Raw genomic sequence first — 22,111 nt, 5'->3', positions numbered from 1 at the left:
ACCGTGGTCGCACTATAGTTGCGCCCCCAGATGGCTTGGGTAATTTTTTTCACCTTTCGGGTGCTGATGCCATTGACAAACAGATCAGCAATGGCTCGAGTAATCTTGTTTCACGGCGGTTCCATCGATGGAACAATTTGGTGATAAATCGCCTTTTTCGAGACCTGGAAATGCGAATATCTTTAATTACACCAAATCGAGTCTCAAAGCTTCGGTATTGAAACCCGTTTCCGGAATTCGTGCGATCAGCAGATAACTGATAAGGTGCGGTTCTAATAAACCGTTCAAATTCATCATTAAAGGTGGTAATGATGGTAATTCTGGCAATATGCCGAAGCTGTTGTTCCAGCATATCAAAGAACTCTTCATCATTGGGCATCAATTGGTCAGTGGTTTCAAATAAATTATCAGAACTATTTTCTTGACAATCAGGATATTTAGTAGCAACATTTTCCATGAACGAATTCCTCCAGATAATTTCAAGATGATGATCGGTCAATTTTGAAATACTGGAAGAATAAGCCCTTTTTATGAAAATTGCAATTGAAATTTACACACTTTATGTTGTACTACCATTTCTACCTGATTTGGTAAAATGCTTTGGAGTGGATAAAAAATAGGGCAATTTATCAAATTGCCCTATTTTAATTTCGCATATAAACTGTCAGCGACCAACAGCAACCCGCTCCAAATATTTTCCAGTTCGTGTGTCAATTTTGATAGTATCTCCTTCTTTTACGAATAGCGGCACTTGGACTTTTGCACCCGTTTCGATGGTGCAATATTTCAAGATATTGGTCGCTGAATCCCCTTTCACGCCGGGATCCGCCTGGATCACTTTGAATTCGATAAAGTTTGGCAATTCCGCAGTAATAGCGACACCTTCATTGAAAAGGATCTTCACCATATCGCCTTCTTTGAGAAATTTGAGTTGATCGCCCAGAAGATCCGCTGGAATAAATGTCTGGTCGTAAGTCTCGGTATCCATAAAGTATAAATTTCCGTCGGACTCATACAAGTATTGCATTTGCTTTTCTTCAAGATAAACTTCTTCGATCTCATCAGTCATGCGGAACGTATTTTCGATTACGCGACCTGTCTTAGCATTTTTTAATTTGGTTCGCACCATGGCGCGCCAGTTCCCCGGCGTGACATGCTGAAATTCAGTAATAATCCAGACATCATTGTTGAAACGAATGGCTTTGCCAGTTCGAAACTCTGAAATTGCAGTCATAAATCAACTCCTAACTATTACATCCTTGTCCGATTTTTCAATTTTCAGGTCAAATATAATAAAAAAAATGCTGATTTGCAAATGGAATTTCGATCGATTTGGGATAGAAAAATTACTGGGCAGCTTCAATATCTACCAAAAGAATCCTTTTATTGCTCTATTCATCTAAAGTTTTGAGCTCAAATAGAGAAAGCAGGAGGTGAAAAGGATGGAAGGATTAATGTTTTCTTTAAAAAAGGATGAGGATAAGGTTGAATTAGCCGATGGTTATGATGTGGTGGTTTTAGGTGGGGGCCCAGCAGGTCTTACAGCAGCAATTTATGCTGCGCGGGCGCGATTGACGACTCTCGTGGTGGAGAAAAAAGAGATCGGTGGGGAAGCTGCGGCCACGGATGTGATCGAAAATTACCCGGGCTTTCCAGAGGGCATCAATGGCCATGCGCTTGCCGATCGAATGGTGCAGCAGGCCAAACGCTTCGGAGCTGAAATATATTATGGGGAGGTGGCAAAATTAGATTTGAGAAGCTCTCCGAAAACATTGCTGATCGACGGCAAGCCAATTAATGCTCAAGCGGTTATTATCGCAACTGGAACCTCACCGAAGCTGTTGAATGTCCCAGGCGAAAAGGAGTTGAAAGGTCGGGGCGTATCCTATTGTGCTACGTGCGATGGCCCAATTTATTCAGGAAAAGACATCGCAATCATTGGCGGTGGCAATTCTGGTCTTCAGGAAGGACTGTTCATTTTAAAATTTGTTAAGTCGATCACTTTAATTGAATATATGCCGAAATTAAATGCAGAAAAAATTCTGCAGGAGAAATTTCAATCGCATCCAAACACGGTTACTCTATTGAACCATCAAGTGTTGTCGATCAATGGTTCGGGAAAAGTAGAGTCGATCACGGTGAAAGACCGCGCTACAGGAGAGACAAAAGTCATTCCTGTTGAAGGGGTATTTGTATATATTGGTTTAATTCCTAATACAGAGCTTTTCAAGGGACAATTGGCGTTGAACCAGTGGGGCTATATTGTGACCGATGAAAAATTGCAGGCTTCGATTCCTGGGGTGTTTGTCGCTGGTGATGTTCGAGATAAGGGATTACGCCAAGTGGCGACGGCAATCGGGGACGGTGCAGTCGCTGCGGTTTCGGCAGAGCATTATATCGAGCAGTTGAAATCCCAGGAATGAATAATTGAAGGATGGGAAGATGGAATATTGGAGTATTGATTTAATGGTGTGATGGGTTAAAAAGATTAAATCATAGTTGTTCAAACATAAATTTTGGAGGATTTAAAATGGCTCATATTTCAAAGGAAGATCGGGAATATTTGAAAAAGGAATTCTCGAAAATGACCCGACCAGTGAAGCTGGTATTTTTTACCCAGCAGTTTGAATGTCAGTATTGTCAACTGACGCGAGAATTGTTGACTGAGTTATCGGAGTTATCAGATAAAATTAAAGTTGAGATTTATGATTTTGTCAAGGACGAAGCCAAGGTGAAGCATTACGATATCAAACGGATCCCAGCGATTGTCGTGGAAGGTGAGAAGGATTATGGGATTCGCTTTTACGGCGTTCCGGCCGGATATGAATTCAGCACCCTGATTGAAGACATTATCGACGTATCCAACGGAGCGAGCTTTTTGTCCAAGGAAACGAAAGAAGCACTAAAAAAGCTCAGCAAACCAGTGCACATTCAGGTGTTTGTGACGTTGACTTGTCCATATTGCCCGCGGGCGGTACGGATGGCCCACATGATGGCAATGGAAAGTGATTTGGTGACGGGCGATATGATTGAGGCGTCGGAATTTCCGCAATTGTCCAATAAATATTTCGTCTCTGCGGTGCCCAAGGTAGTCATCAACGAAGAAGTTGAGTTTGAGGGAGCATTGCCCGAAAAGAATTATTTGGAGAAAGTGCTCGAGGCGGAAGGCGTGGCCATGAAATCGTAGCAAAGGAAACCTATTCGGATGTTTATTGAATCCCAGCGCTATTAGTAAATTTATGGGGATAACGGTAGCGCTGGGATGTTTTTTGGGTCTTCGCTGATGAGACCAGCGAATGCTTTATATCGGAATGCTATTTATCCAAAACAGAATTCAATACGACCTATAAGCATGATACGAGTCAAGCTTGGGATTATTCAACCACCACAGCCGTGCCAAAGACAAGGATTTCAGATGCAGCTCCCATGATATAGCTGGTGGAGAACCTGGTATCGACAATGGCATTGGCACCCAATTCTTCTGCTTGCTTAATCATGCGATCCAGGGCCTGTTCCCGGGCCTCAGCCATCAATTTTGTATATTCTTCGATTTCACCCCCGACGATATTTTTAAATACCGCCATGATGTCGTGTCCGATATGTCTGGCGCGAATCGTATTTCCCTTGACCAATCCCAGTGTTTTGACAATTTTCTTTCCAGCAACGGTACTGGAGCTAACGACGATCATCTTTGTACCTCCTTATATGGGTCTGATTTTCTCACAAAAAGCTTTTCTCTGATCACAGAGACGAGCAAAATGACAAGTCCAAGCAACACGGCAATGATACCAATTTTTATGATCCCTTGAAGTTTCGGATCGGCGATCATGCTCTCAACGGCCTTAAACAGGCCATAAGTGATCAAAATGATTGCACCGATCGAAAAAATGATCCAACCAATCCCTCGTTCGATTTTGTTGTAGGTATTCATCCAATAATTATCCCATACCTCTTTAGGTGGCGATTTAAATTTCATGGCGCGAGCAACCTCCTTCAGCTTTTTATAGTGTTTCCATTCTTTCAAGAGTTGTCTATTTGAATTAACAATTTGATTGAATTCGTTCCACTCCTGGGGCGTGAGCTCCTGATCGATGGCACCCATCAACAATTGATTAAAACGCTCTAATGTCTGTTTTGGCTGTTGATTAGTCATTGAAGAACCGCTCCAATTTTTGCTTCAAAGCCTTTCGGGCTGTAAACAGCCGCGACATCACTGTCCCAATCGGGCAGTTTAGCGCCTCGGCGATCTGCTGATATGTGAGTTCCTGAAAATCTTTTAAAACGATGATCTCCCGCTCATGTGGCTTTAGCTCATTCATGGCTTGCCACAGCGCTTGCTTCATTTCGTTTTGTTCTGCGAGCTTCTCTGAATTCTGATCGGTATCGACAATTGTCTCGATATCAAGAGCACCAATCTCAGAAAACGAGCGAGCGTGGCGTGCATGATCGCGCCAATAATTGAAACATAGATTTCTCAAAATCTGATAATACCAGGTAAAAAAATTTTGCTCTGGTACGAATTTGTGAATGGAGCGGTAGGCGCGAACAAAAGCATCCTGGGAGAGATCTAGGGCGATCTCATGATCGCCGATCAATCCCAGAGCGGTAAAATAGGCGCGCTGCATGTATTTTTCGACCAATTTTCCGAAGCTGGCTTTATCGCCACGCTGGCAAAGTTCGATGAGCGCGTGATCTTCGTTTTCTTCGGCCTTGTTCATTCGATGAGCTCACTTTTCACCTTCTGATACACATAAGTTGTGAGTTTATTCGGTGGGAAGGTAAAGAATTTTTGGGGATGAAACAAGTTTTTTTCGCCATAACCGAAAAGTATTGATAATCGACGTTGACACAAGCAGGGCAAGAGATGCTTTAAAATTAAAGCAGAGACCAAGTCGACTGGCTGTGTGGTCATTAACATCCCAAGCGCTGATAAATCCGCTCCAATTCCTGTTCGGCGTCATTGATTATTTCTTCGAACATCTCTTTCATTGGTTGAACCTTATCGACCAGGCCCACGCTCTGACCTGCCATCAGTGAGCCATAATCGACATCACCATCCTGGACAGCGCGACGCAGCGCGCCCACCCAGTAATTTTCGACTTGATACTGGGCCTCTTTTTTGGTGATTTCACCGCGACGATTTTTCATGATTAAATCCATTTGCAAATCGGCGAACTCTGCCATGCCCTTGTTGCGGATCGCACGAACAGCGACCACATTCAATTCAGACCCCACGGCAGGAGTGGCGACCGCATCCCGAGCCTTGGCTTTGATAAAAGCTTCCTTAAATTTCGGATGAACCTGGCACTCTTCGGTTAATACGAATCGTGTACCCATTTGAATGCCAGCAGCGCCCATGAGCAGCAGATGCGCCATCAATCGTCCAGTCGCAATGCCCCCAGCAACAAAAACAGGAATGTCTTTGACATTGAATAATACTTGCTGTAGCAAAATAACCAGCGATACGTGGCCAATATGGCCGCCGGCTTCACTGCCCTCCAACATGAGGGCATCGACGCCGGAGGCGATCATTCGCTCTGCAATGGTATCGTTAGAGGCGAACGCCAGGACTTTGGCACCGCTCTCCTTGGCGATTTTTATTTCTGAAGCGCGCGGAAAGCTTCCCGCAAAAATGATAAAAGGCACCCGTTTTGAAGCCGCGATTTTTAAATGATCCTGATAGTTCGGGGCGATAGTGATCAGGTTCACAGCGAACGGTTTATCAGTTAGATCTCTGATCTTATCGATTTCTTGAGCAAACGCCTCAGGCGGCATATTGCCGCCAGCCATGCACCCAAATGCGCCATGATTGCACACCGTAGATACTAAGCGATGATCGGAAATCCAGGTCATTGCACCAGCCATAATCGGGATTTCGACTCCTAAAAATTCCTGCCCCTTCTGCCATAAACGTGGTAAGTATTTCATTGCTACCTCTCGATATCTTGATTAAACGATCGGTTGAGCCTCTTTGAGGAACCGACGATCTGATTTAATTTGAATGCCCATTGCATATTTATTTTTGGAGTTCTTAAAATTGAATCAATGCACAAGATCGATGCCATACCCCATTCGCAGGCGTGACACATCCTTTTGCAGATTGATCATTTTTTGTCAATGTAAATCTAATTTCTCCTTCCCTCTGCAATCAGATTGCAGAATGATAACCAAATTTGGTCTCATCGATAGTCAGAGAAAAAAATCGTCGAGGATAATAGTTTCCTCATTTCCATCTGATCATCAATCGGTCAGAACCTTTCATTAGCAACTTTTTATTGAGTTCGATTCAACGTTTAATCAATTATTTTGGTTCACAAACAATGAGTGTTCTTTTATTATATAAAATAAATTGCTCCTGAAACGCTGTTTTAAAATGGTGCTAAAGATACAATATTTATTTGCTATTGTCAAGTATTTTTTATGTGGTCAGTGAAATGATGATTTAATGGTATCTTGCTTTCGTTTCGGAATTTCCTTCTCTAAAATCTACTCGCTGAAAGCAAAATAGGCCCCGGAGCAGATCAAATATTCGCTTGACTCTGAGCGCAACTTTCGTTATATTGACCGTTATAGCAAACAACGGGAGGATCGCAAAATGAGGAAGACAATGGCTGGTTTTGTCGTTTTGCTAGTGATAGGAGCTATTGTTCGTCAAACTAATGCCTCTGATGATTATTGGCAACAATATGTTCACTATGATCTTAAAGTCAAACTTAATCCAAGCGAAAATGCTTTGCTCGGAGAAGCAGTAATCATTTATCAAAACAATTCGCCTGATACGCTGAATCGGCTCTACCTTCACCTTTATCCCAATGCGTTTAGAAACGAGAATTCCACATTTGCTCGCGAAGCGAAAAAGAAATACTATCGTGAGTCGATCACATCGGAGAACAGCGGCTATATTGATATTTTAGAATTCAGGGTCAGCCGAAGCGATTCGAATATTGCTCCCCATGAGGCACCAGTAATTGCTTACCATGTGGATGATACCATTTTAGAATCGGTGCTGCCAGAGCCACTTCCGCCCGATGGTGCGCTTCAGCTTTATATGAAATTTTACGAGAAGATCCCTACTCTGATCGTTCGCGCTGGCCGGCGAGGCAATCAATATGATTTCGGCCAATGGTATCCCAAGCTGGTAGTTTATGATCAGAACGGCTGGCATCCAGATCAGTATCATGCTGATGGCGAATTTTATGGGGAATTTGGGACCTTTGACGTGACCATCACCGTGCCGTACAATTATATCCTTTGCGCAACAGGCGTGCCAGTTGAGGGCGATCCTGGCTGGCGATGGGTTGAGGTGGATACGAGTCTGACAGATGAACAATGGCGCGAGCGATATAAGGACCAATTGGCAGCAATCGAAAAGCTGGGAGAAGAGAGCAAGGAACGGACAGTCAAATTTCATGCAGAACAGGTTCACGATTTTGCCTGGTCGGCTTGCCCCGATTTTGTCTATGAGCGAGGGGAATGGAGCGGCATTCCAATCCATGTCCTGTATCGATCTTATGCGAAGGATCGCTGGGGTAAAGAGGTAGCGCGACGAGGGGCAAGAGTATTAGAATGGCTATCCACTCGTTTTGGGAAGTATCCATATCCGCAATTGACCATCATGCACGGTCTCATGGGCGGCGGCATGGAGTATCCGATGCTGGTGATGAATTCAGGACCGGATGAAGGCTTAATCTCCCATGAGGTCGGTCATATTTATTTTTATGGCATCCTCGCCAACAATGAGCTTGCCGAAGCCTGGATGGATGAAGGCTTTACTTCTTATCAAGAATTTTGGTATCAACAGACCAATTTCGGACCCTGGGGATATGACAAAGACGATATCCCTGATCTCAATTCATGGAGGTTTAAGCTTAATCCGCAAGTGCCGCGAAAAGAAAACACCAATCGCAATTTAATCGATTATCTCACCAGCGGCTATAATGAGCCCATATCGCAATACGCCTATCAATTTAAGGGCGGCTACGGGATCAATGCTTACAGCAAGGGTGCGGCTTTTTTCGCTATGCTGCATTACATCGTTGGCGACAGCTTATGGGATAGGATCTGCCATGCGTATTTCGATCGCTGGAAATTCAAACATGTGAACGAACAGCGGTTTAAGCAGGTTGTTGAGGATGTTACTGGGGAAGATTTTGATTGGTATTTCGATCAATGGCTGCACAGGACCGTGACGATCGATTACGGGTTGGGAAACATATTGAAATTACGTCTTCCAAATGGAACCTGGCAAACTGAAGTCGAAATCAAGCGCAATGCCGAAGGCATCATGCCAATAGAAGTGGAATTGACAACCGAGAACGGGCGGAAAATTATTGAGCGCTGGGATGGAAGAGCTCAAAAAGGCAAACTGATCTTCGTGACCGAGGAGAAGCCGATTCAGGTGGTTTTGGACCCTCGCGATATGATTCTGGACAAGAATCGGCTCAATAATGGCGATTGGCAGTTTCAATTTCTACCTGATGTTCCGTTTTCGAATTACCAGCCCAGAGACGCCTATCTCATCAGATACGCACCCATGCTATGGTGGAATGATGTAGATGGTCTCTGGCTAGGGGCACGTTTTAAAGGGAGCTATGCGGCAAGGTACTATCGCACCGAGGGTGGTCTGAGCTATGGTTTCAAATCGAATCGCACTGGCTATTACTTCGTCATCGGTCATCCGTTGTTTTGGAATAGCGAGAAATACCAGCTTAAACTATCAGCCATTCAACGGGAGGGGAGAGGAATTGGTGACATTACTTTGATATATCGCACCAGTGCGATCAGATACACTCCACCATTTCATGAACTTCGCGTTTCGTTTAATTCCGCCCAATTGTTAAAAAATGAGGAGCAGTATGCCCAGCGAAGCATAAAATCAGAGAACCGGATTGTGCGGTGGCCCGAATGGGAGATTGGTCGCGTCAGCAAAATTTCTTTGGCATACAACCTGGACATTTATCTTCGGCGATGGTCATCGAATTTTAACATGAAATTCGAAACGGCGCAGCGATTGTGGGGAAGCGAATTTAAGTTTTCTATGCTTGCAAGCGAGGTGAAGCTTTCTTTTGGATCGAGAACTCGAGGGATGAAAGTTCGATTGTTTACTGGAAATTTTTGGGGCGACCGAATTCCCATTCAAGAGAGATTTTTCATTGATGGCGGGAATCCCAGAGAGCGGTTCAGCCAATTTTATCTCCGCAGCATGGGGGCGCTGCCAGCGGAACTTCGCTATCATTTTCCTGGCGGCGGAAACCTGCGAGGGTACATCGATCAGCCGATGGCCACAGATCGCATCGCCGCAATAAACGCTGAGCTTCGTTCTGGCTTGCTTGATCCATTGGTCCGAAAGGTTCTGCCGAGAAGATCGTCATTGGAATTAACGCCGTTTTTTGATTTTGCTCGAATGGCAGCTTCAGCTCATGCATATCGAAATCTGATGGATGCTGGAGTCGGTCTGCGCTGGAACCCCCGATCTTCTTATTTGCCGCTCATCCTCCGCGTCGATTTCCCGTTTTGGGTGAGCGATCCTTTGCCTGATGAAAAAGGCATAAAATTTCGCTGGGTGGTCAGCTTGCAAAATGCAATTTGAATTGGGCAAAATTTTAACAATGCATTTTAACGACACAAGGCTCTATCCATGAATTGAATTCTGTCCTATTGAATATTTTCTGAGAAATAATTTTTTCAATTATGAGGGAGGGAATAATTTTCCTCTTTAGCAGCGATGAGTTGAAAAAACGATGTTAGATGCGCTTCGAAAATATTTCGGCTACACCGAATTTCGACCCCTCCAAAGAGAGATCATCCAAGCGATTCTCGATAAAAGGGATGTGTTTGTGCTGATGCCGACCGGGGGAGGAAAATCGCTGTGCTACCAATTGCCTTCGGTCATGCAACCAGGCCTCACCGTAGTGGTTTCGCCATTGATTGCTTTAATGAAAGACCAAGTGGATAGTTTAAGGGATTTTGAGATCCCAGCAGAATTCATCAATAGTTCGCTCAGCTACGACCAGATTGAACAGGTGAAGGCAAGGCTGTTGAGCAAGCAAGTGAAATTGCTCTATGTGGCCCCAGAGCGCTTGGTATTGCCGCAGTTTCTCCAATTCATCGATGCACTCGATATCAGTTTGTTTGCCATTGACGAAGCACATTGTATTTCGGAGTGGGGTCATGATTTTCGGCCGGAATATCGACAATTGGTAGTGCTTAGAAATCGCTATCCGAATATTCCGTTGATCGCTTTAACTGCAACTGCAACTCCTCTGGTTCAGGAAGATATCATCAAGCAGCTGCAAATGAATGATCCATTGCGCTTCAAAGCAAGCTTCAATCGGCAAAACTTATTTTATCAGGTGCTACCCAAAGGAGATACTTATCGGCAATTGGTAGGCTATCTCGAAGCGCATCCAGCATCTTCCGGGATCATCTATTGCCAGACTCGGCAAGCAGTGGAGCAATTGGCTTCAGCTCTGAACCGCGATGGCTTTCGGGCGCTCCCGTATCACGCGGGGATGACAAATGCTGAGCGCAGCCGAAATCAAGAGGCCTTCATCAAAGATGATGCAGAAATCATCGTAGCAACGATTGCGTTCGGCATGGGGATCGATAAGCCAGATGTGCGATTTGTGATTCATTATGATATGCCCAAGAACCTTGAAGGCTACTACCAAGAGACAGGACGGGCGGGCCGAGACGGCTTGAGGAGCGATTGTATTCTATTCTTCAGCTATGGGGATAAGGCAAAGATAGAATATTTCATTAATCAGAAACACGACCCGCAAGAGCGCCGCGTGGCGTATGATAAGCTGAATCAACTAATCCATTATGCTGAGAGCCATATCTGCCGGCGAAAAATCCTGCTGGAATATTTCGGTGAGTCTTATGAGGTAGAAAATTGCCAGCACTGCGATAATTGCATGAAAAACCGGCGGGTATTTGATGGGACCATTATCGCGCAAAAGTTGCTTTCGTGTATATTCCGACTCAATGAACGTTTCGGGATGCAATATGTGATCGATGTTTTAAAAGGGGCGAAGAGCGAGCGGATCTTTCACAATGGCCATCAGCACTTATCGACCTATGGGATAGGGGCTGAATATACAAAGAAACAATGGGAAGCATACATTCGCGAGCTGATTCAGCAGGGCTATCTTAGGGTCGAGGGTGGGGAATATCCAATCCTCAAATTGACTGAAAAAAGCAAGGCTGTGCTGTTTAGCGGTGAGAAGGTGACGCTCACCGTTTATGAAGAAATAAAACCAACCACTGTCAAAGATGCGGATCTGGAGATGGATAACACGCTGTTTGAAAAGCTGCGGCAATTGCGCAAGCGCATCGCTGATGAGCAGAACGTTCCCCCGTATATTATTTTTCAGGATAGGACGTTGAAAGAAATGGCCGCCCAAATACCAACGACGTGGAGTCAACTCCAGAGAATTTATGGCATGGGTGAATCGAAATTAAAACGATATGGGCCCCGATTTCTCAAGGAGATCATTGCCCATGCGCAGCAGATTGATCTGGAGATCACAAAAACACCAGAACATGCTCCATCCCGAACCAAGGCAACACCGACGGAATATCAGACGCTTGATTTGCTGCGCCAGGGATTGTCGATTCGGCAGGTCGCTGAACAGCGAAATCTTTCGGTTCGAACCATTTATGGACATATTGAACGGCTAATTATGCTTGGAGAGCCGATTGTGCTCACCAACTTCATTCCTTTGGAACGGCAGCAAAGGATCCGAGAGGCGTTTCATGCTTTGGGGCTCAATCATATCGAGGGGGTTAAGGAGAAATTAGCAGACGATATTTCGATGGAAGAGCTGCGACTGATGCGCGCCAAGCTGTTGGTTGAGAAGAAGATGACCATTTGAGAGCATATATGGATATTCATATGATTGAAATGAAAAGCGAACTACAATAAAAAATCCCCGATACGTGTTGGATCAGGGATTTTTCGTGGGCCCAGTAGGGCTCGAACCTACGACCTACGGATTATGAGTCCGCTGCTCTACCAACTGAGCTATGGGCCCTGGTTTTTGATTCGGAAATAAATTTAAGAATTTCTTGTTAAAAAGTCAATATGATATTTTTCCCCCTTGTACCATCCAATTTTCTTGCTCAATCCGATTTGGAATATGAAGCTGCGATCTAAGCATAAAGCTACTTTGCTTCTCGCTTTTCCTCGATCCTGGTGGCTTTGCCCTTCAGGCCGCGGAGATAATATAATTTTGCGCGTCGAACTTTTCCAGCACGTAATCGTTCGATCTTTGCAATGCGAGGCGAATGAAGCGGGAAAATTCGTTCTACCCCAATTCCTTCGGATACTTTTCGTACTGTAAAGGTAGCATCCATTCCTTTTCCTTTTTTCTTAATCACCACTCCTTCGAAGACCTGGATGCGTTCCTTATCGCCTTCGATAACGCGCACATGCACTGCCACTGTATCGCCAGGGTTAAACTCTGGAACATCGGATCGAAGCTGATCTGAGACAGCGATATTCAATTTGTCCATTTATGCTTTCTCCTCATCATTACTTATTTCAACATGAATGATATCATTTGCCTGGTTTAATAGATCTGGTCGAACTTTCAAGGTCCGCTTGATGGCTTCATTTTTGCGCCATTTTTCGATTTCCGCATGATGACCCGATAACAATACCGAAGGAACCGCCATCCCTCGAAACACTTCAGGTCGGGTATAATAGGGGCAATCTAAAAGATTTTGATAAAACGAATCTGTTTTTGCTGAATCCAAGTCGCTAATTGCACCTGGGATCAAGCGCACGACAGAATCGATGATGACCAATGCTGGCAATTCGCCGCCAGTCAACACATAATCGCCGATGGAGATTTCGTCCATCTGCCAGAATTCGCGAACGCGTTCATCTACACCCTTATAATGCCCGCAAAGCAGGATCAAATGCTCTTGTTGCGCCAGCTCTTTCGCCTTCGCCTGATTGTATCGTTGGCCCTGGGGCGTTAGATAAATCAAATGGGGATTATGAATCTGATATTTCTCAAGCACCGATTCGATGCAGTTAAAAATCGGTTCTGCTTTCAAGATCATCCCCGGTCCGCCACCATAAGGATAATCGTCAATGCGACGATGCCGATCGCTGCTATAATCGCGCAGATCGTGAAGGTAAATCTCCACCAATTGTTTTTCCCTGGCCCGCTTGATGATGCTTTCGTCCAAAGGACCAACAAACAGATTGGGGAAGGCGGTGATGACATGGATCTTCATGCAAAAGTTATAACAGCCCGTCTATTGGTTCAATGACGATCAGCTCCCGTTCGAGATCAATGGATTTTATGACCGATTTGATGGCTGGGATCAAATATTCCCTGGAATCCCCCTGAACGACAAAGACATCATTTGCGGGGAGTGTCATAACATCCACCAATTTGCCGAGCCAAGTGTTATCCGTAGTTCGTACCGGTAAGCCAATTAAATCGAAAATATAAAATTCATCCGCTTCCAGCGCTGGACACTCTTCCCCGCGCTTTTCAATATAGCATCCCCGCAATCGTTCAGCAGCCGTTCGATCGTCAATAGTGGCTAACTTTAAAATGACACGATTGTTCTGAAACCGAGCTCGCTCGATAGCCAAAGAGATACGATTCCCATGAGTATCTTGAATTGAGATCTGTTTTAAAGTTTTAAATTGATCCAGATCTTCGGTAATTGGGATAACTGAGATTTCTCCCTTTATTCCATGGGCATCTCGGATCTTTCCGATCAATAAAAACTCTGGACGTGGTTTCATGTGATCCTGAAAATATGAAGGGATAATAAGCGAAAAGCTGTTGGAATAGTTTGATTATTCCAAGATCTCAAGAACAGCTCGCTTGCCCCGTTTGGCAGAAGCTGCTGCCAATAAGATCCGAATCGATTTCGCGGTTTGGCCGCGCTTGCCAATGACTTTTCCCAGATCGCCGCGTCCAACCCGCAGCTCGTAGACCACTGTCCGCTCACCATCAATTTCGTTGACAGCAACCTCTTCTGGCTTATCCACCAGATGCTTGACGATGTATTCAATGAAAGATTTGAGCCCCAAAGGACCTGGGGCTGCCGCAACGCCGCTCTCAGTCTTTTCGGTATTCACGCCAGTTCCTCCTCAAGTTTGTAGTAGGAATTTCGGTCTTTACCCAACTATATCTAGCCAACCGCCAACTTTGAGTCTTAGCCCTATTTATTCAAAATTGTCAGATAGCATTGAACGATGCGCTTGGAGTGCATTGGCGCTGAGTTGCCACGTAAAAAGGAACCCATTATAGAAATAGAAGACCGAGCAATGCAGCGTGCTACCGTTACGATCCTGTTGCCCCTAAATGGATCAGTTCATGCAACGAGTCGAGCTCGCATCCTTGGGTACTTAAACTTCGGATTCAGGCTGATCCGTTTGCTGGGCAACTGATGGTTCTTGTCGCGGTGACTCGGCCAATTGCTGCTCCGTGCCTTGCTCAGAATTTGCAGCCAATGCTTCGTTAGAAGACGATTGCGGTTTTGTTCCCGCTTGTTCTGCTGCCGGGGTGCTCGGTTCCGACACTTCTGGTTTGGTTTCTTGTTTCTTAGAACGTTGGGCCGCTAATGCTTCGGCTCGTTTTCGCTTTTCCAGTTGCAGCAATTCCCATTTCTTTACCTCTTCATCCAGCCGTGCTTGATCATAACCAGCCTTCATGAAATGCCATTTTAACATTATGCCCTTTTTGCTGAACAGGCTGCGAACTGTATCCGTAGGTATCGCACCGTTTCTCAACCAATAGAAAGCGCGTTCTTCATCAATGACAATCTCGGCTGGATCGGCCAAAGGATTATAATGACCAATTTTTTCAAGATATTTTCCGTCACGCCGCGTCCGCGAATCCGCAGCAACAATTCTATAAAAAGGCTGTTTCTTTTTTCCCATTCGGGTTAAACGTAGTTTTACTGGCAATTCTTTTACCTCCTGATTGATGGTCCTTTCTGCAAATAATTTGAGATAAATCGTTTCATCGAAAATTGGGTTTTTGAGTCTTGTTTTCCGTTATTAAATCAATTCCATCAGATTCGAAATGGCAATCCTTTGAAGCTGATCTTGTTCATATTCTTTATCATTTTTTGCATCATCTGGAATTGTTTTAACAACTGGTTGATGTCCTGAACGCTGGTGCCGCTGCCCTGAGCGATGCGTCGCCGACGGCTACCATCGATGATCTGAGGACGCAACCGCTCCTCAGGAGTCATAGAGTTGATAATCGCTTCTATTTTTACAAACGAGCGATCATCCACCGTTAATCCCTTTAGCATGCTGCTTTTGATGCCCGGGATCATGCCGAGCAATTGATCCAGCGGCCCCATTTTCTTAATCTGTTGCAATTGATCGTAAAAATCTTGTAACGTGAACTGCTGTCGACGGAGCTTGCGCTCTAATTTCTCCGCTTGCTCTTTGTCGACTGCTTGTTGCGCCTTTTCGACCAGCGAGACAATATCGCCCATCCCCAGGATGCGAGAGGCCATCCGCTCCGGATGAAATTTCTCCAATGCGTCAAGTTTTTCACCCGTACTGATAAACTTGATCGGCTTGTTCGTCACCATACGAATTGATAGCGCTGCTCCACCGCGGGCATCACCATCCATTTTTGTAAGCACCACACCGTCAAAATCAAGCCAGTTCAGGAACTCTTTTGCGGTGTTTACCGCATCTTGTCCAGTCATACTATCCGCAACGAACAAGATCTCGTGTGGCTTCACCTTCGCTTTAATATCAGCAAGCTCTTGCATCATGGCTTCATCAATGTGGAGTCGACCCGCCGTATCCAAAATCGCCAGATCATAACCGTGCGTTCGGGCATAATCGATGGCCATTGTGCAGATGTCTATAGCCGATTTGCTTGGGTCTGAAATGACTGGGACTCCGGCCTGCTCGCCGACGATTTGGAGCTGTTTAATCGCCGCTGGTCGATAAATGTCGGCAGCAACCAAAATCGGATTTTTGCCTCTGGAGCGAAAATAGCGTGCTAATTTGCCAGCCAGCGTCGTTTTGCCAGAGCCTTGCAAGCCCGTCAACATGATGATCGCTGGAACGGCACCAGAGAGGTTCAGCGGTGCCTCCGATTGACCCATCAAATTGGTTAGCTCATCATGGATGATCTTGATGATCTGCTGGCCCGGAGTAATGCTCTTAAGCACCTTCTGCCCCAAGGACTTTTCTTGAACCGCTGCAATGAACGATTTGGCCACTTTATAATTCACATCGGCCTCTAACAGAACACGACGAACCTCTTTCAGCGAATCAGCGATATTCTTTTCTGTCAGCTTGCCATGACCCTTCAATTTTTTCAAAACAACTTCTAACTTCTCTGATAGATCCTGAAACATATCATCACCCGAGGTTCATCAGCTAACCAATTCAGAACTGCAACGATCAGCGGTTAAATGTTCACTTTTTTCTTGCTCGGTCCAAATTATAAATCGCTGAATATAAGAAAACTTATCATGATATGCAAGCAATTTTTTAGTTCATTTTTTGGATTCCTTCTGAACCGCTGCTGAATACAATTCGATGGGAATTCAAAAAATCGAAGCGTTCATAAACTAGAACTAGACCGATCATCTACATCGCTCGATTTCGTTTAACCCAAGTTTGATTTCAGTAGAGCCGATTATTAAATCGCCAAAATTACCACGGAGTTCCATTTTATGCCCAAATCAGAATTCGCTTAAAATCTGTAGCGCGAAAAAATCTAAAGTGAATTTTCATTATGCAAGGTTCACATTAAAGATGGGCATGAAACACAAATATTGTTTAATCTAATCAAAAAATAATCATTTTTTATTCCCATGTCAAGCAAAAAATCAGAACATGTGTTAACTTCAGAGCAATAGCGATCGGCGAATTCAGTGAGGAAAAGCTGACATTCGCCCTTATGTTAAAACGCCCTGGAATATGAAATCAGCCAGGGCGTTTGGTGATAAGTGTTTTTTTGATCAGATCAGCGTATTTGAGTCCGCTGATGTGATGAACTACAATTGAAGGAAGAGTTATAAAATTAAATCAATGTGAGCTGAGATTAGATCGCTATATTTAAATTATCCCCGTTTATGCTACGAAAAGAACATGATGTTTTTCCATTTGCTGCAAGTAAGCTCAATTGAAGAGTGTATTCATTTTTCCGCTTTTAGTCATTGGACTTGCTGGCGCCTTCCCGAACGATATTGCGTGCAATGACCAGCCGCTGGATCTGATTGGTTCCTTCGTAGATCTGGGTAATTTTGGCATCGCGCATATATTTTTCGATTGGATAATCGCGCATATAACCGTAGCCACCGAAAATTTGTACAGCGTCTGTGGTCACTTTCATTGCGACATCAGAGGCGAGCACTTTGCACATGGCCGATTCTTTAGAAATGTTTTTCACTCCTGCATCGATCATGCGCGCAGTGGAATAGATCAGTGCGCGAGCAGCTTCAATTTGAGTCGCCATATCCGCCAGCATAAACTGAATTGCCTGAAAAGAGATAATGGATTGACCGAACTGGACTCTTTGGCGCGCATATTCGACGGCCAGATCAAAAGCACCTTGAGCGATGCCCAATGCTTGGGCCGCAACGCCGGGGCGAGATTTATCCAAAGTTTTCATGGCCACCATGAAACCCTGTCCTTCCTCGCCGAGCCGGTTTTCGACTGGTACGCGACAGTCTTCAAAAATGACTTCGCTGGTTGCCGAGGCCCGAATGCCCATCTTATCCTCTTCTTTTCCATAAGAGAGGCCCGGGAATCCGTCTTCGACGATGAACGCAGTAGCGCCGCGGCTCCCTTTCGATGGATCAGTGGAGGCAATCACAGTGTAAAGCTTGGCGACGCCGCCGTTGGTGATGAAATGCTTTTTGCCGTTCAAAATATAATAATCGCCATCGCGCACCGCTCGGGTTTTAATCGCAGCGGCATCAGATCCTGCCTCGGGTTCGGTGAGACAGAATGCCGCTAAATATTTGCCATCGGCGAGATCTGGCAGATATTTTTGCTTCTGCCGTTCGTTCCCACTGATAAGGATCGGAAATGTCCCCAGGGCAGAGGCAGCAACGGAGAGCGCAATCCCACCGCACGCCCGTGACAATTCTTCGGTTACCAATACCAGTTCCATCACGCCTTTTCCCATGCCACCGTACGCTTCATCAACCCAAATTCGAAAGAAATCCAATTCGGCAAACAGCTTTACCAATTCCCAGGGAAATTCGCCAGTTTTGTCATGATAGGCAGCTACTGGTTTCACTTTTTCCATCGCAACTTTGCGAGCTAACTTCTGCAGCTCTTTCTGTTCCTCGGTTAAGAAATATTCCATTTTTGCCTCCCTGTCATCATAGGATATTGAGTTTTTTGAGTGCGCATTTTGCGGAAAGCTGCTCCGCCTTCTTTTTGCTATTGCCTTTCCCAATGCCTAGGACTTCATTGTTGATCATGACTTCGATTGTAAATAGCTTATTATGATCTGGCCCTTCCTCGTTTCGGACCAAATATTGTGGAAGCCCAAGGTTTTTGCTCTGAGTATATTCAAGCAAAATGCTTTTAAAATTTTTGTTTTGCTCTTCTGAGATAATTTTGGTCGTGCGCGCCAGTAACTTTCGTTGGACGAGATCAACTACTGCGGATAGCCCTCCATCGAGATAAATCGCGCCGATGATCGCCTCAAACGTATCGGTCAGGATTGAAGGTCGATTGCGTCCACCAGCCTTTTGTTCTGCCTCATTTAGCAGCACAAATTCGCCAATCCCGATTTGATTGGCGATGCGAGTGAGAATTTTTCGACTGACCATGAGAGATTTGATGGCGGTGAGATCACCTTCTTCTTTGGTAGGGAATTTTTTGAACAGATATTCGGTCACGACCATGCCGAGCACTGCATCGCCTAACAGTTCGAGCCGTTCGTTCGAGGCCAGCCTCGGCTCATTGGTCACAGCAAGATAGGAACGATGTTTCAGTGCCTGGGTTATGAGCGATTTGTCATTAAAATGATAGTTCAATCGGGATTCTAATTTGGCGATTTGCTCATCAGATAGACATCCTGCTTTGGGCTTCCCCGGAAAAAGCTTCTTGAAAACCACAGAGATTTTAGTAAACATAGCTGTCTTTAATCGAGCCAGATTAAGAAGGATATTTTTTCGCTACTAAACAAACATTATGTCCCCCAAATCCAAATGAATTGGAAATGGCGATGTTGACAGTTTTGTGAATCGCCTTGTTGGGGGTATAATTCAAATCGCAATCCGGATCAGGAGTTTCATAGTTAATTGTGGGATGAATGATGTCATGCTTTAAGGTCAATAAGGTTGCAATGAGTTCGATGCTGCCTGAAGCCCCCAGCAAATGCCCAGTCATCGATTTCGTCGAGCTAATGGGAATACGATAGGCCCGTTCACCAAAGACTTTTTTGATAGCTAAAGATTCGATTTTATCATTATAAGGCGTAGAAGTGCCATGGGCATTGATGTAATCGACCTCGTCGATCGAAATTTTAGCGTCTTTCAGGGCGTTTTTCATGACCCGCATGGCGCCATCGCCGTCTGAAGCCGGAGCAGTAATGTGAAATGCATCGGCAGTATAACCGACACCAATAATTTCACCATAGATTTTCGCGTCGCGCCGCAAGGCATGTTCTTCTGACTCAAGCACCAAAATTCCTGCCCCTTCGCCCATTACAAAGCCATCGCGGTCTGCGTCAAATGGCCGACTGGCGCGCTGGGGGTGATCGTTCCGAGTCGACAGCGCTTTCATGGCATTAAACCCGCCCACTCCCATGGGCGTAATCGTCGCTTCCGATCCCCCAGTGATCATGACATCACTTTCGCCATATTGGATCGATCGGAACGCATTGCCGATGGCATGGCTGCTTGAAGCACAGGCAGAAATCGTCGAATAATTCGGCCCTTTGAACCCAAATCGAATACTGATATAACCTGGAGCTATATCTGGGATCATCATTGGAATAAAGAATGGACTGATCTTACGAGGCCCTTTGTCGAAATAGTTGCGATATTCGCGCTCGAACGTATCCATTCCTCCGATACCAGAGCCGATAATCACACCGATCCGATCCAGGTTCTCCCGATCCAATTTCAAACCCGAATCATCAATGGCAAATTTCGATGCAATGACAGCATATTGGGTAAACGTATCCATTCGGCGCGCCTCTTTGCGGTCCAAATAGTCATTGACATCGAAATTTTTCACTTCAGCAGCGATTTTGGTCTCGAATTCGCTGGTATCGAAGCGCTTAATGTAATCAACTCCACTTTTCCCCGCGATCAACGCCTCCCAAAAATCTTTGATCGTTATGCCTAACGGACTTATCAATCCAATCCCGGTTACGACAACACGACGGGTCATATCTTCATTCCTTTTAATGATCCTCTCAATTAATGGATGGTTTACAACTGTATGATAGCTCCGCTATGCCTTTGGTTAGATCCAGGGCAAACAAATTGCAAGAATCTACGCCACTCTGCTTGATGCTGCGAAATCGCTTCGGACCTCAAAGGTCACAAGACCTTTGAGGTCGAAACAAGTGACAGAGAATGTGAGCCTTAATTGCTCCATCTTTATTGCAAATTTATAGGAATTCGATGAAAAGAATAATCGATCTCTCTCAGCAAAATATTTATTATTTTTGCCAATCAAGAAACAGCGATTAGCAGCTTCGATCGTTCTTTTCAATCCAGCCTCCTAAAGGGCTGAGCAATGCTTGAACGAAAACAGTGAAAATTTAGCCAATCCAATATAGCCAGCATTGTTTCATTCAGACCTGATCCTTCGCCCCTCGGATTGGGTTAGGCCCAAAAGGAGCCGTTTATCCAAGGCTCGATCAATGAGAGGGTCAGGGAGGTCATTAAACGAAGTTTTCGCTCAGTTATTTATGATTCCATGAGGTTATTTTGCGCCCTTGCTTTTCAAATATTCAATGGCAGAACCCACGGTGGTAATTTTTTCGGCATCCTCGTCAGGGATCTCAATTTTGAACTCGTCCTCAAATGCCATTACCAATTCGACCGTGTCCAATGAATCAGCGCCGAGATCTTCGATGAAATGAGCGGATTCAGTGACTTCATTTGGATCGACACCCAACTGATCGACGATAATTTCTTTTACTCGGTCCTCTAATGCCATACCGTTTTCACCTCCTATCGTGTGTTCTTTAATTTTGGTTTCTTGAAGTTGAGCTAACTTGGTAGTCTCTCATTTGTCTTAAAAAATCAGTTAAATTGACGTCATCCAGAGGATAGTAGTGCCGATAAATTTCTCTCGATATGCCTGGATTTCTAAAATGCTCGTCATTACATCACCATGCCGCCATCGACATGGATGACCTGGCCTGTGATATAATCGGCGGCTGGCGAGGCCAAAAAACTGACCACCTGGGCAATATCTTCTGGTTGCCCAGCCCGTTTTAGCGGAATCAAATTCAAGAATGCCGATTTCACCGCGTCGGGCAAATTTTTGGTCATATCGGTTTCAATGTAGCCAGGCGCCACAGCGTTAACAGTGATATCCCGGGCGGCCAACTCCTTTGCAGCACTTTTGGTCAAGCTAATGAGCCCTCCCTTTGAAGCTGCATAATTGGCCTGACCAACATTACCCATCACTCCGACCACGGATGCGATGTTGATAATCTTGCCACTGCGTTGTTTCATCATCACTTTGGCGGCGGCCTTCAAACAATTGAAACTCCCCTTCAAATTCACAGCGATAACGCTATCCCATTCTCCTTCGGACATTCGAATGATCAGATTGTCGCGCGTAATGCCCGCATTGTTTACCAGCACATCCACACGGCCAAAGGCGTGGAGCGCTTCATCGAAAAGCCGATTCACTTCATCACTTTTGGTCACATCCGTCTTCACAGCAATGGCTTTCACACCAAGTTGCGAGATCTCTTGAGCGGTGACGTTGATCGAAGCTTCATCGATATCGCATATTACAATATTCATCCCATCCTGTGCCAATTTCATGGCAATGGCTTTTCCAATGCCGCGACCAGAACCAGTTATCAGTGCTACTTTTCTGTCCATATTTCCCTCCTCAAAAACAGCGCCTTGCACAAGCGCTGCCATAGAATTATTTTTTCGCCCC

At 45.0% G+C, this 22,111-nt stretch carries 20 protein-coding genes, 1 tRNA gene and 1 pseudogene; 4 read left to right on the top strand and 18 right to left on the bottom strand.

The features are described 5' to 3' along the window. Positions 1-49: 49 nt before the first annotated feature. Entirely contained in the window at positions 50-457 is a 408-nt protein-coding gene (locus ONB37_18210) for a transposase (GenBank protein ID MDZ7402096.1), read from the bottom strand. A 207-nt stretch (positions 458-664) separates the two neighbouring features. Further along, positions 665-1,234, bottom strand: coding sequence for an elongation factor P (gene efp / locus ONB37_18205; protein MDZ7402095.1), 570 nt, complete (start codon positions 1,232-1,234; stop codon positions 665-667). A 208-nt stretch (positions 1,235-1,442) separates the two neighbouring features. On the opposite strand from efp, the gene trxB reads away from it, so the two are divergent. Together trxB and ONB37_18195 are read left to right on the top strand one after the other, a co-directional pair. After that, positions 1,443-2,423: a thioredoxin-disulfide reductase gene (gene trxB, locus ONB37_18200; protein ID MDZ7402094.1), complete on the top strand. Its 981-nt coding sequence runs from the start codon at positions 1,443-1,445 to the stop codon at positions 2,421-2,423. A gap of 107 nt (positions 2,424-2,530) precedes the next feature. Next, positions 2,531-3,187: a thioredoxin family protein gene (locus ONB37_18195; protein ID MDZ7402093.1), complete on the top strand. Its 657-nt coding sequence runs from the start codon at positions 2,531-2,533 to the stop codon at positions 3,185-3,187. Positions 3,188-3,374: 187 nt separating this feature from the next. Here the strand turns inward: ONB37_18195 and ONB37_18190 are convergent, their stop codons facing one another. The 4 genes from ONB37_18190 to ONB37_18175 all read right to left on the bottom strand — a co-directional run bounded on the left by ONB37_18190 (position 3,375) and on the right by ONB37_18175 (position 5,928). Then, on the bottom strand, positions 3,375-3,689 hold the full coding sequence (locus ONB37_18190; GenBank protein ID MDZ7402092.1) for a YbjQ family protein: 315 nt from the start codon (positions 3,687-3,689) through the stop codon (positions 3,375-3,377). Further along, on the bottom strand, positions 3,686-4,153 hold the full coding sequence (locus ONB37_18185; GenBank protein MDZ7402091.1) for a hypothetical protein: 468 nt from the start codon (positions 4,151-4,153) through the stop codon (positions 3,686-3,688). The genes ONB37_18190 and ONB37_18185 overlap by 4 nt, the downstream gene beginning before the upstream one ends. Further along, positions 4,146-4,718 (bottom strand): sigma-70 family RNA polymerase sigma factor, encoded by a 573-nt coding sequence (locus tag ONB37_18180; protein ID MDZ7402090.1) that lies wholly within the window; start codon positions 4,716-4,718, stop codon positions 4,146-4,148. Before ONB37_18180 ends, ONB37_18185 begins: the two co-directional genes overlap by 8 nt. A gap of 193 nt (positions 4,719-4,911) precedes the next feature. Further along, positions 4,912-5,928 (bottom strand): nitronate monooxygenase family protein, encoded by a 1,017-nt coding sequence (locus tag ONB37_18175; GenBank protein MDZ7402089.1) that lies wholly within the window; start codon positions 5,926-5,928, stop codon positions 4,912-4,914. Between the two features lie 667 nt (positions 5,929-6,595). Between ONB37_18175 and ONB37_18170 the strand changes: the two genes are divergently transcribed. Both ONB37_18170 and recQ read left to right on the top strand, forming a co-directional pair. Next, on the top strand, positions 6,596-9,589 hold the full coding sequence (locus tag ONB37_18170) for a M1 family aminopeptidase (GenBank protein MDZ7402088.1): 2,994 nt from the start codon (positions 6,596-6,598) through the stop codon (positions 9,587-9,589). Between the two features lie 151 nt (positions 9,590-9,740). Then, positions 9,741-11,876, top strand: coding sequence for a DNA helicase RecQ (gene recQ, locus ONB37_18165; protein ID MDZ7402087.1), 2,136 nt, complete (start codon positions 9,741-9,743; stop codon positions 11,874-11,876). Between the two features lie 86 nt (positions 11,877-11,962). Here the strand turns inward: recQ and ONB37_18160 are convergent. The 12 genes and pseudogenes from ONB37_18160 to fabG form a co-directional block, all read right to left on the bottom strand. Then, a tRNA-Ile gene (locus tag ONB37_18160) sits at positions 11,963-12,035 on the bottom strand. Positions 12,036-12,165: 130 nt separating this feature from the next. Beyond that, positions 12,166-12,516, bottom strand: a complete 351-nt coding sequence (gene rplS / locus ONB37_18155; protein ID MDZ7402086.1) for a 50S ribosomal protein L19 — start codon at positions 12,514-12,516, stop codon at positions 12,166-12,168. Then, positions 12,517-13,248 carry a tRNA (guanosine(37)-N1)-methyltransferase TrmD gene (gene trmD / locus ONB37_18150; GenBank protein ID MDZ7402085.1) on the bottom strand — a complete coding sequence of 244 codons (732 nt, stop codon included), beginning with the start codon at positions 13,246-13,248 and terminating at the stop codon, positions 12,517-12,519. Between the two features lie 7 nt (positions 13,249-13,255). Next, positions 13,256-13,771 (bottom strand): ribosome maturation factor RimM, encoded by a 516-nt coding sequence (gene rimM / locus ONB37_18145; protein ID MDZ7402084.1) that lies wholly within the window; start codon positions 13,769-13,771, stop codon positions 13,256-13,258. Positions 13,772-13,825: 54 nt separating this feature from the next. Next, complete coding sequence (locus tag ONB37_18140; GenBank protein ID MDZ7402083.1) at positions 13,826-14,110, bottom strand: KH domain-containing protein; 285 nt, start codon at positions 14,108-14,110, stop codon at positions 13,826-13,828. Positions 14,111-14,689: 579 nt separating this feature from the next. Continuing rightward, positions 14,690-14,941, bottom strand: a pseudogene (gene rpsP, locus ONB37_18135) (30S ribosomal protein S16). 107 nt (positions 14,942-15,048) lie between these two features. Further along, positions 15,049-16,365 carry a signal recognition particle protein gene (gene ffh, locus ONB37_18130; GenBank protein MDZ7402082.1) on the bottom strand — a complete coding sequence of 439 codons (1,317 nt, stop codon included), beginning with the start codon at positions 16,363-16,365 and terminating at the stop codon, positions 15,049-15,051. 800 nt (positions 16,366-17,165) lie between these two features. Further along, complete coding sequence (locus tag ONB37_18125; protein ID MDZ7402081.1) at positions 17,166-18,329, bottom strand: acyl-CoA dehydrogenase family protein; 1,164 nt, start codon at positions 18,327-18,329, stop codon at positions 17,166-17,168. A gap of 16 nt (positions 18,330-18,345) precedes the next feature. Then, entirely contained in the window at positions 18,346-19,107 is a 762-nt protein-coding gene (gene rnc / locus ONB37_18120; protein MDZ7402080.1) for a ribonuclease III, read from the bottom strand. 22 nt (positions 19,108-19,129) lie between these two features. Further along, positions 19,130-20,371 (bottom strand): beta-ketoacyl-ACP synthase II, encoded by a 1,242-nt coding sequence (gene fabF, locus ONB37_18115; protein MDZ7402079.1) that lies wholly within the window; start codon positions 20,369-20,371, stop codon positions 19,130-19,132. Positions 20,372-20,911: 540 nt separating this feature from the next. Continuing rightward, a complete protein-coding gene (gene acpP / locus ONB37_18110; protein ID MDZ7402078.1) occupies positions 20,912-21,148 on the bottom strand; it encodes an acyl carrier protein in 237 nt (78 codons plus the stop codon). A gap of 167 nt (positions 21,149-21,315) precedes the next feature. Beyond that, positions 21,316-22,050, bottom strand: coding sequence for a 3-oxoacyl-[acyl-carrier-protein] reductase (fabG, locus tag ONB37_18105; protein ID MDZ7402077.1), 735 nt, complete (start codon positions 22,048-22,050; stop codon positions 21,316-21,318). Between the last annotated feature and the right edge of the window lie 61 nt (positions 22,051-22,111).

Source organism: candidate division KSB1 bacterium (assembly GCA_034506395.1).
Taxonomy (GTDB): domain Bacteria; phylum Zhuqueibacterota; class Zhuqueibacteria; order Thermofontimicrobiales; family Thermofontimicrobiaceae; genus Thermofontimicrobium.
Note: the sequence above shows the minus strand (reverse complement) of the source record. Positions and strands in the feature narration are given on the sequence as shown.